General features: G+C 65.3%; 12 protein-coding genes. 9 read left to right on the forward strand and 3 right to left on the reverse strand.

Translation table 11 applies throughout. From position 1 onward, the window contains the following. Positions 1–5: 5 nt before the first annotated feature. From LL236_RS06160 to LL236_RS06170, 3 genes are all read left to right on the forward strand, one after another. On the forward strand, positions 6–908 hold the full coding sequence (locus LL236_RS06160) for an HsdM family class I SAM-dependent methyltransferase (RefSeq protein ID WP_228178031.1): 903 nt from the start codon (positions 6–8) through the stop codon (positions 906–908). Beyond that, positions 905–2,083 carry a restriction endonuclease subunit S gene (locus LL236_RS06165; RefSeq protein WP_228177896.1) on the forward strand — a complete coding sequence of 393 codons (1,179 nt, stop codon included), beginning with the start codon at positions 905–907 and terminating at the stop codon, positions 2,081–2,083. The genes LL236_RS06160 and LL236_RS06165 overlap by 4 nt, the downstream gene beginning before the upstream one ends. A gap of 92 nt (positions 2,084–2,175) precedes the next feature. Next, positions 2,176–2,358, forward strand: coding sequence for a hypothetical protein (locus LL236_RS06170; protein ID WP_228177897.1), 183 nt, complete (start codon positions 2,176–2,178; stop codon positions 2,356–2,358). 116 nt (positions 2,359–2,474) lie between these two features. Here the strand turns inward: LL236_RS06170 and LL236_RS06175 are convergent, their stop codons facing one another. Together LL236_RS06175 and LL236_RS06180 are read right to left on the reverse strand one after the other, a co-directional pair. Next, positions 2,475–3,284 carry an NYN domain-containing protein gene (locus LL236_RS06175; RefSeq protein ID WP_228177898.1) on the reverse strand — a complete coding sequence of 270 codons (810 nt, stop codon included), beginning with the start codon at positions 3,282–3,284 and terminating at the stop codon, positions 2,475–2,477. A gap of 41 nt (positions 3,285–3,325) precedes the next feature. Further along, a complete protein-coding gene (locus tag LL236_RS06180; protein ID WP_228177899.1) occupies positions 3,326–4,204 on the reverse strand; it encodes an Ltp family lipoprotein in 879 nt (292 codons plus the stop codon). Between the two features lie 147 nt (positions 4,205–4,351). Here LL236_RS06180 and LL236_RS06185 point away from each other — a divergent pair, with 147 nt between their 5' ends. Then, positions 4,352–5,701 carry an HNH endonuclease signature motif containing protein gene (locus tag LL236_RS06185; protein ID WP_228177900.1) on the forward strand — a complete coding sequence of 450 codons (1,350 nt, stop codon included), beginning with the start codon at positions 4,352–4,354 and terminating at the stop codon, positions 5,699–5,701. Between the two features lie 60 nt (positions 5,702–5,761). After that, the gene (locus LL236_RS14995; RefSeq protein ID WP_228177901.1) at positions 5,762–9,151 is read left to right on the forward strand and encodes a DEAD/DEAH box helicase family protein; all 3,390 of its coding nucleotides are present in this window, start codon (positions 5,762–5,764) and stop codon (positions 9,149–9,151) included. 28 nt (positions 9,152–9,179) lie between these two features. Here LL236_RS14995 and LL236_RS06195 read toward each other — a convergent pair whose 3' ends face one another. After that, positions 9,180–9,668, reverse strand: a complete 489-nt coding sequence (locus LL236_RS06195) for a YajQ family cyclic di-GMP-binding protein (protein ID WP_228177902.1) — start codon at positions 9,666–9,668, stop codon at positions 9,180–9,182. Positions 9,669–9,874: 206 nt separating this feature from the next. Between LL236_RS06195 and LL236_RS06200 the strand changes: the two genes are divergently transcribed. From LL236_RS06200 to LL236_RS06215, 4 genes are all read left to right on the forward strand, one after another. Further along, positions 9,875–11,110 (forward strand): sugar ABC transporter substrate-binding protein, encoded by a 1,236-nt coding sequence (locus LL236_RS06200; RefSeq protein WP_228177903.1) that lies wholly within the window; start codon positions 9,875–9,877, stop codon positions 11,108–11,110. Between the two features lie 72 nt (positions 11,111–11,182). Next, a complete protein-coding gene (locus LL236_RS06205; RefSeq protein WP_228178032.1) occupies positions 11,183–12,805 on the forward strand; it encodes an ABC transporter permease subunit in 1,623 nt (540 codons plus the stop codon). A gap of 1 nt (position 12,806) precedes the next feature. Next, positions 12,807–13,799: a sugar ABC transporter permease gene (locus tag LL236_RS06210; RefSeq protein WP_228177904.1), complete on the forward strand. Its 993-nt coding sequence runs from the start codon at positions 12,807–12,809 to the stop codon at positions 13,797–13,799. Positions 13,800–13,802: 3 nt separating this feature from the next. Then, positions 13,803–15,278 (forward strand): alpha-amylase, encoded by a 1,476-nt coding sequence (locus tag LL236_RS06215; RefSeq protein ID WP_228177905.1) that lies wholly within the window; start codon positions 13,803–13,805, stop codon positions 15,276–15,278. Positions 15,279–15,317 lie beyond the last annotated feature (39 nt).

The following is a 15,317-nucleotide window of genomic DNA, read 5'->3' on the forward strand; positions in this document are numbered from 1 at the left end:
TACACATAACGGCCGTCGGAACCGCGGGGTTCCTCGTGGCCGCCGAGGAGTACCTGCGCAAGCATCACCCCGAGCTGTGGGCGGATGCCGCCAGCCGCGCCCACTTCAACGGCCCGATGTTCACGGGGTACGACTCCGATGCCGCCATGGCCCGCATCGCCAGCATGAACATGCTGCTTCACGGCGTTGAGAACCCGACGATCGAGCGCGCGGACTCGCTGTCGGAGGGGCATCCGGGCGATGACCGCTACACGCTCGTGCTCGCCAATCCGCCGTTCGCCGGGTCGCTCGACCAAGAGACCGTCTCGAAGGATCTGCAGAAGCTCGTCAAGACCCGCAAGACCGAGCTGCTCTTCCTCGTGCTCATGATCCGGATGCTGCGCAACGGCGGGCGTGCCGCGGTCATCGTGCCCGAGGGTGTGCTGTTCGGGTCGAGCAACGCCCACAAGGCAGTGCGCAAGCTGCTGATCGATGACCACAAACTGGATGCCGTCATCAAGCTCCCCTCGGGAACGTTCAAGCCCTACACCGGGGTCTCGACCGCCATCCTGCTCTTCACGAAGACCTCGTCGGGCGGCACCGACCGCGTGTGGTTCTACGACGTGCGCGCCGACGGCATGACGCTCGACGACAAGCGCACCCCCGTCGAGGCGAACGACCTTCCCGACGTGCTTGCCAGGTGGCAGAACCTGGATGCCGAGACTGCGCGGGCGCGCACCGACCAGAGCTTCTTCGTGCCGAAGCAAGAGATCGTCGACAACGGCTACGACCTGAGCCTCAACCGCTACAAGGAGATCGAGATCGAGGAGGTCGAGCACCGGTCGCCGGCGGAGATCCTCGATGAACTGGATGCCCTCGAAGTCGAGATTCAGGACGGCCTCAAGCGCCTGCGGGAGATGCTCGCGTGAGGTGGCAGACCGTGCCGCTGGGGGACGTTGTTGAGCTTCGTGCCGGAGTCACATTTCCTCCTGCTCTTCAGGGCCGGATTGCGGGTCAGTACCCGTTTGCGAAGGTCGGAGACATTGCCGAAGCATCACGAACCGGCGGCGAGATGGTCGCCGCCCGGAACTACGTTGAAGATGCTGATCTTCAAGCGCTTCGCGCGAAGCCATTGCCAGCCCGAAGTACGCTGTTCGCCAAGATTGGGGAGTCGCTACGGCTGAATGCGCGGGCCTACACTCTCGTGCCGGTTCTCATCGACAACAACGCCATGGCCGCGGTCCCCGGCAAGCAGGTAGAGCCGCGCTATGTGTTCCGCTTCTTGCAGAGCATCGACTTAGGCTCGATTGCGAGCGCAACGTCAGTCCCATCACTGCGTAAGTCGGACCTTATTAAGTGGCCGATCCCGCTCCCGCCTCTCCCCGAGCAGCGCCGCATCGCCGCAATCCTCGACGAGGCCGATGCCCTCCGCTCGGCGAGACATGCGTCGCTTCGGCTGCTACGCGCCGTTCCCGGCGAGGTCCTCGCCGCACGCGATTCACGCGGGTGGAAGTCGGTTTCGCTGGGAGACGTTGCCTCGCTTCAGGGCGGTCTGACAGTGAGCGCCCGCCGAGCGACGCTTCCGCGGAGGGCAGGATACCTGCGAGTTGCAAACGTGTTCCGAGGCGCTATCGATCTGACCGAAATCAAGGATCTCGGCGTGACGCAAGCCGAACTCGAACGCACGCGCATCCGGCTCGGTGACTTGTTAGTGGTTGAAGGTCACGGAAACCTCGATGAAGTCGGCAGAGCCGCGTTGGTCACCGAGCTCCCCTCGGCGGATCTCACGCATCAGAATCACCTGTTCCGCCTGCGGCCAAACGCAGAGCGAGTTCTCGGTCGTTTTCTGGAACTGGTCCTCAACTCATCTGATTCCCGCGAGTACTTTCGTCGCGTCGCCAACACGACGTCAGGTCTGAACACCCTCAACGCCACGAGCGTCCGCTCGCTGAGAATGCGCCTCGCGCCACCCGCCATCCAGGACGAGGTCGTGCGGGAAGTCGACGGCGTGAGCAATTCGATCCGCGCTGCTGAGCGTAGCTCTGCTCAACTCGACGAACTCTTCGCATCCCTCCAGCACCGCGCGTTCCGCGGTGAGCTCTGATCTGCTCCCCGGGACGATCAGGGTCGCCTGGGCTCTTGACCCCTGTGAGCGAGGCTTGCAAAACTGCTCTCTCCTGCAGAAGGTGTACTGAGATGCTGCATTCCGAACTGAACGAGCCGCGAGCACCCATCATCGAGCGGCTGCGCGCACTCAATGCGATCGTCGATCAGGTAGGCACACCGATGAGGAGCGTCATGAACTCGCGGCTGAGCGTGACGCTGAGCCCCTCGCGGACCCGCAGTGACGGCGCTCCTCGGCGCGAGGTGCTCAGCTGACCGACACCCAGGTCGGAGCGGTTACGGTGTCCTGCACGAAAAGACCCAGCCCCTCCCCGGAGGGAGAGAACTGGGTGGTGTGTAGCAATAATGACACACGGAGCACCCCCTGTGGGTCACCAGTCCTCAGGTTTTGCGAAGCCACCTGTCACAGGCGGCAGCTGGTGCCGACGGTAGTCATCGGCCGTGAGCCGTTGCCACCAGTGCCTGCCTACACCTTCCGTCGCCTCGCCCTTGAGCATCTGAGACAGCGGCCGCTTTGTGGGGTTGATGAGCCCGACGGGAACATGCTGTCGAGCAATCCTTAGCGGCAGGCTCAGATCGCCGTCATTGGAGAGTACGAGCGCGCAGTCGACACGCCGAGAGAGAACGTCGACGAGCAATCGGGTCGCGACATTCACATCCGACCCCTTCTCCTCGAAAGATGAGAAGCGCACCAGAAGGTTCATGTCTCCCTCGGGCCCAACGACTTCATCGGCAGGAAGCCAGCTGGGGATGTGATCGACACCGGGAGAGACCACGCGCTTGGGCGCGCGCTTCCGATCCGGGGGACCGATGAGGACACCCTTGCCGTTCTTGACGTTGTACTGTCCGAGTTCGACTCTCACCCTCGGATCGATCTGCAACGCATTCATGTAGAGCGTCTGGTCGCGCGCAGACGAACTGTCGCCCTCTTTGACTCTGAGGGCTGTGCAGTAGTCGAGAGACACCACCCGAGTGCGCTGCCCCATCCGGTCGCGCGCGATGCTTTCGCCGAGGCCGACGAGGTCTAGCCACCGCCATCCTGGTTTCCCGCGACCGCAATGGTCGCGCGCGCCGTAGTACACGTTGAAGGCATCGACATACACACCGACGCGGGTCTTCCTCTTGAACCAGAACGCCATTGCGCCATGGTCGCAGACCTCGGGGGCTGTGGATACCGTCACCAAGCATCCACAGCCCCGTTCGTCGCCTGGTCAGCTCCTGCTCAGTAGCCGACGGCCGTCAGGGCGTACTCGGCCTGCTCGGGAGTGAACTGCTCGCCGTACTCACTCGTCAGCTGCTCGTACAGGCCCTGCCGTGAGAACGACGTGAAGTCCAGGTATGACTGCGCGGACTCGGCAGCCTCGGCGTTCCAATCCACGAGTCCGTTCTGCTCGAGATGGGCGATGGCGAACTCGGCATCCGCAGCCTCGAATCCCTCACCGTATTCACTCGTGAGCTGCTCGAACAGGCCCGCGCGTGAGAAGGCGGTGAAGTCCAGGTACGACTGCGCAGATCTGATCGCGTTCTGCTGACCGAGCGTCAGCTGCGGCTTCTCCTCCAGGGTCAGGGTGACGGTCGCACCCTCCTCGATCTGAGCGCCCTCGGCGACATCCTGCGCGATCACCGGCATCGACTCGTCGCCGTCGGCAGAAACACGGATGCCGAGAGCCTCGAGAGCCGCGCGAGCCGATGCGCCATCCATGCCGACGACGTTCGGTACGATGATCAGCGCTGGCTCGGCCTCGGCCTCGGCGGTGGCGGCCGCCTGCTCGGTCGTGCGCACCGGTGCGGCGGGTGCGGCATCCGAAGTCGACCGGCCGCCTCCCAGCGCGCTGCCGATCCCGCCGATGACGATCAGTCCGACGACGACTGCGGCTGGGATGATGACCGCCTTGCGCGTGTACCACGGCCGCTTCGAGGGAGCGGTGACGGTGGCGTGCGCGGGGACGGCGGCGTCCGTTGCGCCGGGCTGGCGCACGAGGTCGGTGCGCCAGGTGGTTCCATCCCAGTACATTTCGGAGCCGGGCGCGCCCTCGGCGCCCGGATGCGGGTACCAGCCTGCCGGAGTGGACGATGGTGGGGTGTTGCTGGTCTCAGACATGAGATTGCCTTTCGGTACGGGTTAGGCGCGCGCCCCCAGCGCACGTCACCGGCCGTTGGCCAGTCGAACAGGACACACCACCCCTCCGACATTGCGTGCAGCGACACCGGCCGGATCAATGTCGGAACCCCCTCGTAGTGTCGGGGTATGGATGAGGTTGGCATGGGCGAGGCGGGTCAGCGGCCCGAGGGTCCGGATGCTGACGTGTTCCTGTATGAGGGTGATGTGCGGGAGTGGGATGGTGAGGTCGGGTGGGTTCCGCCGCGTCCGGACGCTGTCGCCCTGGTGTTGGAGGCTGCCGATTTGGAGGCGGTGTTCGCTGCGCAACGGTTCGCGCGGGTCGATGACCTCCGCCTGGAAGCCCTGGACGATGTGTCCCGGTATGGGGGTGGGTCCCGGGAGCTGGTGATGCGCTCCCTGCGGCTCGAGCTTGCGTCTGCTCTGCGGATCACGGAGAACGCGGCGGGGATGATGCTTTCCCGCGCCGAATCACTCGTCCACTCCTACCCGGCCGTGTTGGAGTCGCTCTCGCGTGCGGGGGTGACGGTCCGTCACGCGGAGATCCTCGTCGATGACCTCGATGTACTCCACCCCGATGTCGCCGCGGGCCTGGTGGGGCGGGCGCTGGAGCTCGCGGAATCGCTGCCGGTGGGGTCGTTTCGGCGTGCGTTGCGCCGCCTGATTGACCGGGAAACCGCCCCCACGTTGACGGAACGTCACCAGGTCGCGGTGCGGGGGCGTCGGATCCTGGTGGAGCCGGCGGGGGATTCGATGTCGTGGGTTCACGCGTTGGTCCCGTCGGTGGAAGCCCACGCGATCTACGGGCGGGTCACCCAGAAGGCTGTGGTGATCCGTGACCATGACCGCGGTGCGACCCGGGGAGGGGAGCGGGGGGATGGGTCGGAACGGAGTCTGGATGAGATCCGCGCTGACGTGTTCTGCGACCTCCTCATCGACGGGACCGTTCCCCAACACCCGAAGCAGGCGCGCGGCATCCGCGCGACCGTTGTCGTCACCGTCCCCGCCCTCGCGCTCCTCGGCGTCGACGGGGTGACCGACCCGGCGGAGGTGGAGGGGGTCGGCCCGATCCCGATCGAGACCGCCCGGGAGTTGGCCGGTAACGCGTCAGGGTGGATGCGGGTGCTGACCCACCCCGAAACCGGGGCCGTCATCAGTGTCGGGCGCACAAAGTACCGGCCACCACCGGAGCTCGCGAAACTGGTGAAGTGGCGGGCTGACCGGTGCATGGGACCGGGATGCGGGAAACCGGCGTCGCAGTGCCAGATCGACCATTCGGTCGCGTGGGCAGACGGCGGGGAAACATCGGTGACGAACACGGCACCGTTCTGCCAGGGCCACCACACCGTGAAGCATCACGGCGGGTGGCAGATCACCCACCTGGGTGACGGGTCCCTGGAATGGGTATCCCCACACGGGCGCCGATACATCGTGAAGCCCGAACGACACCTCCCCACCTTCTACCCCAACGCGGCTTGACGGTCCCAGTAGCATCGGCTCAAGGGGTCGGCCGGCGACTCCTGACAGAGGAGCCGTTCGGTGGGGAACTTCGACTTCGTCGCGCAGGCGTGGCCGCAGGTCGGTGACGCCGCTGCGCGCGCCGAAGCCTATCTACGCGCCGACCCGCGGGCATCCGCCACGTACGCTCGACGCGCTGCCGAACTCTTCACCGCCTGGATCTACTCCGCCGAGAACCTCGAGCGCCCCTACGACGACACCTTCGCCAACCTGACCGCGCAGAGGGCGTTCCGCGACACCGTCGGCGACTCGATCTGCGGCAGCCTCAAGATCATCCGTCTCGTCGGCAACGACGCCGTCCACAAGGATGACGAGATGCCGCTCGCGCGGGCGCGCGGCTCCCTCGAGCAGCTGCACCGCGTGTGCCTCTGGCTTCACCATTGCTATGGCGACCCGGCAGCACCGCAGCCGGCACCATTCGCGTTCGACCGCGTGCCACCGGCACCCGAGTCAGTCGTACGACAAGCACGTAGCGAACTCCTCAAAATCCAAGCCGAGTTCGACAACGCCCGTGCGCAATTGAGCGAAGCGGCGGCGCTCGGCGCCAAAGCGCAGGCCGAAATTGAGGAGTTACGCGCAGACATCGCGCGGCTCAAGGCCGAGAACGCCCAACGCAGCACCACGCACAAAATCGCGGATCCGACCGACGCGACCGAGGCCCAGACCCGCGAACAGCTCATCGACCTGCTGCTCCACGAAGCGGGCTGGCCGCTCGATGATGCCCGCGACCGCGAGTGGCCGGTGACCGGCATCCCGAGCCCGTCGGGCACCGGCAAGGTCGACTACGTGCTGTGGGGTGATGACGGAAAGCCGCTCGCCGTCGTCGAAGCGAAGCGCACCTCGACGAGCGCGAAAGAGGGCCGTGAGCAAGCCGCGATCTACGCGGATGCCCTCGAACGCGACACCGGCCAGCGCCCGCTCATCTTCTACACGAACGGGTACGACACCTGGTACTGGGATGACCGACGCTACCCTCCACGCAAGGTCGCAGGATTCCTCACGAAAGACGAACTGTTGCTGGCCGTGCAGCGGCGCACGATGCTCAGACCCCTCGAGACCGTCGCGGTCGATCGGGGAATCGTCGAGCGGTCCTACCAGCTGCGCGCCATTCGCGCTGTGAGCGACGCGTTCGAGCACAAGCGGCGCCGAGCGCTGCTGGTCATGGCCACCGGTACCGGCAAGACCCGCACCGTGATCGCGCTGGTCGACGTGTTGCAACGCGCGAACTGGGTCAAGCGGGTGCTGTTCCTCGCCGACCGCACCGCGCTCGTGAACCAGGCGGTCGGCGCCTTCAAGACGCACCTGCCCGACAGTGCACCCGTGAACCTGCTCACCGACCGCGACAGCGAGGGCCGTGTCTTCGTCTCCACGTACGCGACGGTGATGAACCTCATCGACGCGGGAGACGACAACCTGCGCCGCTTCGGCCCCGGCTACTTCGATCTCATCGTGGTCGACGAGGCACACCGATCGATCTACAACCGGTACGGCGAGATCTTCGACTACTTCGACGCGCTCGTCGTCGGTCTCACCGCAACACCCCGAGCCGACATCGACCACAACACGTATCGACTCTTCGAGCTCGACGATGGAGTACCCACCGACGCTTTCGAACTCGACGACGCGATCGCGGGAGGTTTCCTCGTGCCGCCGAGAGCTCGCGTCATCGACCTCGGGTTCATGAGTCGCGGCATCCGCTACGCCGACCTCAGCGACGAGGAACGCGAGCAGTGGGACGCCCTCGAATGGCAGGACGGCGACATCCCCGACGAGGTGGATGCCGCAGTCCTGAACCGCTGGCTGTTCAACGAAGACACCGTCGACAAGGTCCTCGAGATCCTCGTCGATGAGGGACAGTACGTCCAGGGCGGCGACGTGCTCGGCAAGACGATCATCTTCGCGAAGAACCAGAAGCACGCCGAGTTCATCCAGGAACGCTTCGACGCGAACTTCCCCGAGCAACGCGGCCAGACGGCGGCGATCATCACGCACGCCTCGGGGCCCTACGTTCAGGACCTCATCGACAGGTTCTCGACCCCGGGCGCGAAGCCCCACATCGCCATCTCCGTCGACATGCTCGACACCGGCATCGACATCCCGGATGTCGTCAACCTCGTGTTCTTCAAGCCGGTGCATTCGCAGACGAAGTACTGGCAGATGGTCGGACGCGGCACCCGACTGCGTCCCGACCTGTACGGGCCCGGCAAGCCGAAGACTGACTTCATCATCTTCGACGTGTGCGGCAACATCGAGTACTTCAACGCCGACATTCCCGAGGCTTCCGGTCATCGAACGGTATCCGTCTCGGAGCGCGCGTTCCTCGCACGCCTGCGACTGCTGGGACTGCTCGCGGGTCGCGACGACACGGATGCTGCGCCGCTGCGTGACCAGCTCGCGACGCGCCTTCACGCCGCGGTGGGAGGCATGAACCGCCAGAACTTCCTCGTTCGCAAGCATCTGCGCGCCGTCGACCGTTTCACCCCCGCCCAGGCGTGGCAGCACTTCACTCCCGCCGACGTGGATGGCGCCGCCGCCCTCGCGGGACTACCGACGGCCTCCGAAACCGACACCGACGAAGCGGCGAAGAGGTTCGACCTGCTGCTGCTCGAGGCGCAGGTCGCCGTTGCCGGCGGCGACCCGGTGCCGCAGCTGATCGTTGCACGGGTCGGCGACGTCGCTGCCGCGTTGCTTCAGCGCCGCGGCATCCCGGCCGTTGATCAGCAGGCTGCGCTGCTCAGCGCCATCACCGATCCAGAGTGGTGGGATGCCGCGAGCCTCACCTATCTGGAGTCTGTCCGCATAGGCCTGCGCGGGCTCGTGCGTCTGATCGATGCCAGCGGCCAGCATCCGATGTACACGGACTTCGCCGACACGATCGCCGAGCGCCGCGACGTCGACATCGCGCGGGTCATGCCGGGGCTGGACCGTCGCGCTTTTCGCGAGAAGATCCTCGGATTCCTCGTGGCGCATCGCGACAACCTCGCGCTGCGCAAGCTTCGGACCGGACGCGAACTCACCGCCGTCGATCTCGCCGAACTCGAGGCGATCCTCATCAGCGTCGGGGGAGTGGATGCCGAGCAGCTGCGCGCTCAGGCCGACGAAGCACGCGGCCTCGGGCGACTCATCCGTTCGATCGTCGGGCTCGATCGTTCAGCGGCCGAAGCCGCGCTCAGTGACTTCGTGGCGGCATCCGGTTTCACACACCGCCAGCACGTGTTCGTCGATCTCATCGTCGAGCAGCTCACGATCGCGGGCCACCTCGACCCGCGTCGACTCTACGAAGACCCATTCACGGGAATCGCTTCCGAGGGGCCGGATGCCCTGTTCACGGAAGCGCAGGTCACCGACCTCATCGAACGCCTGCGTCAGCTCGACGAGTCGGCCGAGCCCCACGACTCGGCATCCGCCTAGCCGCCACCACGGAGGTGTTCGGGGCGGATCAGCGGTAGTTGACGAACTGCAGGTCGACGTCGAGGTCGGCTGCCTTCAGGATCCGGATGACTTCCTGCAGGTCATCCCGGCTCTTGGACTGCACGCGCAGCTCATCGCCCTGGATCTGTGACTTCACCGACTTGGGGCCCTCGTCGCGGATGATCTTGCCGATCTTCTTCGCGTTCTCCTGAGAGATCCCGTCCTTCAGGCTCGAGACGATGCGGTATTCCTTGCCGCTGGCCGTCGGTTCACCCGTGTCGAGGCTCTTCAGGGAGATCCCGCGCTTGATCAGCTTCGACTGGAACACGTCGAGCACGGCCTTCGCGCGCTCCTCGGAGTTGGCTTTGATGAGGATCTGCTCACCGCTCCAGGCGATCGAGGCGTCGGTGCCTTTGAAGTCGTAGCGCTGCTCGACCTCTTTGCGGGCCTGGTTGAGGGCATTGTCGGCCTCCTGGTGGTCGACCTTGCTCACGATGTCGAAGGATGAATCAGCCATGTCGAAAGTCTACGGGGGTTAGGGCATGGAAGCGCTTCCACCGTTGTGGGAAGTCACGAACTGATATCGATGACCAACCGTCTTCTCGCATTATTGTCACGCGGATGATACAAATGTAAGCGCTTGCAGAACCCGTGAGCACACTGGTTCGACGCGGAACACTCGCGACGGCCGATCACATCAGCACTCAAGAGAGGCACACACCAATGAAGGTGAACACGAGGAGCATCGTCGCCCTGGGCGCGATCGCTGCGATTTCATCTCTGACCCTCGCCGGTTGCGCGGGCAGCTCAGACAGTGGCGAGACCACGGCGCCGGACATGTCCGGCTCCATCACCGTGTGGGTCGACGCCGACCGTGCAGGCGTGCTCGAGGCGGCGGCTGCCGACTTCACCGAGCAGACCGGCGTCGAGGTCACGCTCGTCCAGAAGGAGTTCGGCGAGATCCGCGACCAGTTCGTCCAGCAGGTTCCGACCGGTGAAGGCCCCGACATCGCGGTGGGCGCGCACGACTGGCTGGGAACCCTCGTGACCAACGGTGTCGTGGCACCGGTCGAGCTCGGCGACAAGGCGGGCGACTTCGAGGATGTCGCCATCAACGCCTGGGCCTACGACGGCCAGACCTACGCCGTTCCCTACGCGATCGAAAACATCGCCCTCATCCGCAACACGGATCTCGTGTCCGAGGCTGCAACCGACTACAACGACATGATCGCCAAGGGTCAGGCCGCCGGTACCGAGTACCCCTTCCTCGTGGGCCTTGACCCCGAAGCCGCCGACCCGTACCACCTGTACCCCTTCCAGACCTCGTTCGGTGCGCCAGTGTTCGGTCAGAACGCCGACGGCAGCTACAACGCCGACGACCTGCAGATCGGCAACGAAGGTGGCGTCGAGTTCGCGAACTGGCTAGGCGAGCAGGGTGCTGCCGGCATCCTGAACACCAACATCACCGGTGACCTCGCTCTGGAGAACTTCACCTCGGGCAAGTCGCCGTTCTTCCTGACCGGCCCGTGGAACGTCCCGGCGATCGAAGAGGCGGGGATCAACTTCTCCGTCGACGCGATCCCCTCGGCCGGTGGCCAGGACGCTCAGCCGTTCGCCGGCGTGCAGGGCTTCTTCCTGAGCTCGGAGAGCGAGAACACCCTCGCTGCCAACGAGTTCCTCGTCAACTACGTCGGTAGCGAAGACGTGCAGATTGCCCTCTACGAGGTCGGCGGCCGCGCCCCGGCGCTGACGGCCGCTTTCGACCAGGTCGAAGCGAGCGACCCCGTGGTCGCCGGGTTCGGCCAGGTCGGCGCCAACGCCGTGCCGATGCCGAGCATCCCCGAGATGGGCTCGGTCTGGCAGTACTGGGGCGTGACCGAGGCTGCGATCATCAACGGCGGCGACGCGCCGGCGCTGTGGACGCAGATGGCGGCCGACGTCCAGGCAGCGATCGAGTAATCCGATCCACGCAGGTGGGGTGGTGCGTAAGCGCCACCCCACCTCGTACCCTGCTCAGGAAGAGGGATGAGGATGTCTGCTCCGACCACCGAGAATCGCGACCCCGCGATCGACCCGCGGCGTGAGAAGCGCTCACAGCGCGCCCGCCGCATCGCCGAGACTGCCGGCGTCGGCTGGAAGGTCCTGCTGCTGAAGATCGTCGCGATGGCGATCATCGACGCGCTCGCGCTCTACTCCGTGCTCGTGCTCATGCAGAGCCAGCAGTGGGTGCCGATCGTCGTCATCCTGCTCATCACGGGCTTCGCGAACTACATCTACTTCAGCCGCGGAAACCTGCCCGCGAAGTACCTGATTCCAGGGCTCATCTTCCTCTTCGTCTTCCAGATCTTCGCGGCCGGCTACACCGCCTACGTCGCCTTCACCAACTACGGCACCGGTCACAACAGTGACAAGGACGCCGCCGTCAACGCGCTCCTCCTCCAAGCGCAGGAGCGGGTGCCCGATTCCCCCGCCTACAAGCTCACGATCGTTGAACAGCTCGGGGAGCTCTCGTTCCTGGTCACCGACCCTGACGGGGGCGTCGAGATCGGAAATGACGAGAACCCGCTCGAGCCGGTCGAGAACGCCCAGATGGACGGCGGCAAGGCTGTCGGTCTCGACGGCTACAACAGCTTCACGTTCGCCGACATCGTCGCGAACCAGCAGCAGATCGCCGCGATGGCGGTGCAGATCAGCGAAGACCCCAACGACGGGTCGCTGCGCACCCCCGACGGCTCCAGCGCGTACGTCTACCTGTCCAAGCTCGTGTACGACGAGCAGGCAGATACGATGACCGACACCCGGACGGGCACGGTCTACTACGACATCGGCACCGGCGCCTTCACCGCCGAGGACGGCACGGAACTGCTTCCCGGCTGGCAGATCTTCGTCGGCTTCGACAACTTCACGCGCGCCTTCACCGAAGAGTCCATTCGCGGACCGTTCTTCTCGGTACTCATCTGGACGTTCGTCTTCGCCTTCCTCTCGGTGGCGACGACCTTTGTGCTGGGACTGTTCCTCGCGATCGTCTTCAACGATCCGCGAATGAAGTCCAAGAAGTACTACCGGGTCCTCATGATCCTCCCATACGCGTTCCCCGGGTTCCTCTCGGCGCTCGTCTGGGCGGGCATGATGAACCAGGAGTTCGGCTTCATCAACGTCGTCCTGTTCGGCGGCGCCGACATCCCGTGGCTCACGAACGAGTGGCTGGCCAAGTTCAGCATCATCCTGGTGAATCTCTGGCTCGGATTCCCGTACATGTTCCTCATCTGCACGGGCGCGCTGCAGTCAATCCCTGATGACCTGCAGGAAGCTGCCCGGGTCGACGGGGCCAACGCGTGGCAGGTCTTCCGCAGCATCAAGTTCCCACTGCTGCTGGTTGCCGTGGCACCGCTGCTGATCGCCTCGTTCGCCTACAACTTCAACAACTTCAGCCTCATCTATATGCTCACCGGCGGTGGGCCCCGGGATGCGACAGCCGGCGTCAACGTCGGCGCCACCGACATCCTGATCACGATGGTCTACAAGGTCGCCTTCGTCGGTTCGACTGCCGACTACGGGTTGGCGAGCGCGTTCTCGATCATCATCTTCCTCATCGTCGGCACGATCTCGATCATCGCGTTCCGACAGACCAAGGCACTTGAGGAGTTGAACTGACATGAGCGACTTCCGTCCCGGCGCCCCGGCCGCCAAGGGCCTTCTCGAGAAGGTCGCCGACGAAGACACCGAGATCACCTCGAGCCGCGACGGCGGCAGCGGGGGAGCCGGCGTCCCCGGCGGTGCCCCCGCGCCCAAACGGCCGTTCCGCCGCTACTTCCGCGAGACCGGATGGCGCCACCTGATCGGCATCCTGGTGGGGATCTTCGCGATCTTCCCGCTGCTGTACGTCATCTCGGCATCCTTCAACCCCAACGGCACGCTGCTGACGGCCAACGGCCTCTTCCAGCGCCTGAGTCTCGACAGCTATGTCTCGCTGTTCACCAGTGCCCAGCATCCCTACGGCGCGTGGTTCGTCAACACGCTCGTGATCGGGCTCGTCACGGCGGCCGGAACGGTGTTCCTCGGCGCGCTCGCGGCGTATTCCTTCTCGCGCATGCGGTTCACGGGGCGTCGCGTGGGCCTCACCACGCTTCTGGTGGTGCAGATGTTCCCGCAGCTGCTCGCCGTCGTCGCGATCTTCCTGCTGATGGTGGCGATCGGTGATATCTTCCCGGCGATCGGGCTGAACTCCCAGATCGGGCTGATCATGGTGTATCTCGGCGGCGCGCTCGGGGTGAACACCTATCTCATGTACGGGTTCTTCAACACGGTTCCGTCGTCGATCGACGAGGCCGCGAAGATCGATGGTGCGGGGCACGCGCGGATCTTCTTCACGATCATCCTGCGCCTGGTCGCTCCGATCCTTGCGGTGGTCGGGCTGCTGTCGTTCATCGGGACTTCGAGCGAATTCGTGCTCGCGAGCGTCATCCTGATCGATCCCGATAAGCAGACGCTCGCCGTCGGCCTGTACAAGTTCATCTCGGACGAGTTCTCGAAGAACTGGTCGGTGTTCGCCGCCGGTGCGGTGCTGGCCGCCATCCTGCCGGTCGCCCTGTTCCTGGCTTTGCAGCGTTACATCGTCGGGGGCCTGACTGCGGGAAGTGTGAAGTAACGGATGTCGGGCCTTCGCGCCCGCGCCGGGGCGGTGGTCGCCGCCGTCTCGGCCGCGGTGCTTCTGCTCGCCGGCTGCACGCAGGCCTCGATCGAGGTCCCCGAGCCTGCCGCACCGGATGTCGGCATCCAGCTCTTCCAGCTGCCGTGGACCTCTGTGGCCAAGGAGTGTGAGACAACGCTCGCGCCCGCCGGGATCGCGTGGGTGCTGCTCTCGCCAGCGCAGGAGCACATCGCCGCCGACGAGTGGTGGGCGTCGTACCAGCCCGTGAGCTACCAGCTCGAGTCGCGCCTGGGAACCCGGGACGAGTTCGCCGACATGGTGCAGCGCTGCAACGCCGCCGGTGTCGAGGTGATCGCGGATGCCGTCATCAACCACATGACCGGCCAGGACGAACCCGGCGCTGGGTACGCCGGCACAGCGTACGCGCACTACGACTACCCGGGGCTGTACACGGAGTCCGACTTCCACCGCTGCGGGCTGACAGCGAACGACGACATCCAGCTCTATAAGAACCGCGAGCAGGTGCAGAACTGTGAACTGGTGAACCTCGCGGATCTCGACACCGCGAGCCCCACGGTGCGTGCGACGATCGGCGCCTACCTCCAGGATCTGCTCTCGCTCGGGGTGTCGGGATTCCGGATCGACGCCGCCAAACACATTCCCGCGACGGATGTCGAGGCCATCGTCTCGCAGCTGCCGCAGGGCACCCGCATCATGAGCGAGGTCATCCGCGGGGCCGGTGAACCGATCGCGCCTGAAGAGTACGAAGGATTCGGGGAGGTCTTCGAATTCACGTACGCCCGCGAGCTCACCCCGCCCCTCGAGAACGGGGTCTTCTCGGATCCCGTTCTCTCCGATGACCGCCCGCAACAGGTTCCCTCGGAGGCGGCCATCGTGTTCGTCGACAATCACGACACCGAGCGGGGCGAAGCGAACGTCACAGCGCGCGATCCGCAGCTCTACATCATCGCGAACGCGCTCATGCTCGCCGACGACTACGGCACCCCCGTCCTCTATTCGGGGTACGCCTTCAGTGACCGGGATGCCGGAGCACCCACGGATGCCGACGGCCGCGTCCTCGATGCGAGCTGTGCGGACACGACGGGCTCCGTATCCGATCTCGCCGACGGTGAGCGCACGTGCGTGCAGAGCTGGCCGGCGATCCGCGGCATGCTCGAGTTCCGCGCGATGGCGGGGGACGCGCCCCGGATGCCGGGAGTCGACTCCGGCGACGCCTACGGTTTCGAGCGCGCAGGTCGCGGCGTCGTCGCCGTGAACGTCGGCGACGACATCCAGAGCATCGAGGTCCCCACGACGATGCCCGACGGTGCCTACTGTGATGTCATCACCGGGGGACCGGATGCCGCCGGCGACGGCGGGTGCGCCGGAAGTGAGTACTCCGTCTCCGGTGGCATCGCTGTGTTCGCCCTGGACCCGGGCGCCGCTGCCGCCATCCATCTCGGCTCGAGGCGCTGACCCGCAAGAACCCGACTCCATAACTGAAGAACAATCTGA

Source organism: Microbacterium schleiferi, assembly GCF_020781975.1.
Taxonomy (GTDB): Bacteria; Actinomycetota; Actinomycetes; order Actinomycetales; family Microbacteriaceae; genus Microbacterium.

Bases quoted from the DNA above. Each gene is read 5' to 3' on its own strand.
- LL236_RS06170 (WP_228177897.1), top strand. From the start codon at position 2,176: ATGCTGCATTCCGAACTGAACGAGCCGCGAGCACCCATCATCGAGCGG.
- LL236_RS06180 (WP_228177899.1), bottom strand. From the start codon at position 4,204: ATGTCTGAGACCAGCAACACCCCACCATCGTCCACTCCGGCAGGCTGG.
- LL236_RS06185 (WP_228177900.1), top strand. From the start codon at position 4,352: ATGGATGAGGTTGGCATGGGCGAGGCGGGTCAGCGGCCCGAGGGTCCG.
- LL236_RS06195 (WP_228177902.1), bottom strand. From the start codon at position 9,668: ATGGCTGATTCATCCTTCGACATCGTGAGCAAGGTCGACCACCAGGAG.
- LL236_RS06200 (WP_228177903.1), top strand. From the start codon at position 9,875: ATGAAGGTGAACACGAGGAGCATCGTCGCCCTGGGCGCGATCGCTGCG.
- LL236_RS06205 (WP_228178032.1), top strand. From the start codon at position 11,183: ATGTCTGCTCCGACCACCGAGAATCGCGACCCCGCGATCGACCCGCGG.
- LL236_RS06210 (WP_228177904.1), top strand. From the start codon at position 12,807: ATGAGCGACTTCCGTCCCGGCGCCCCGGCCGCCAAGGGCCTTCTCGAG.
- LL236_RS06215 (WP_228177905.1), top strand. From the start codon at position 13,803: ATGTCGGGCCTTCGCGCCCGCGCCGGGGCGGTGGTCGCCGCCGTCTCG.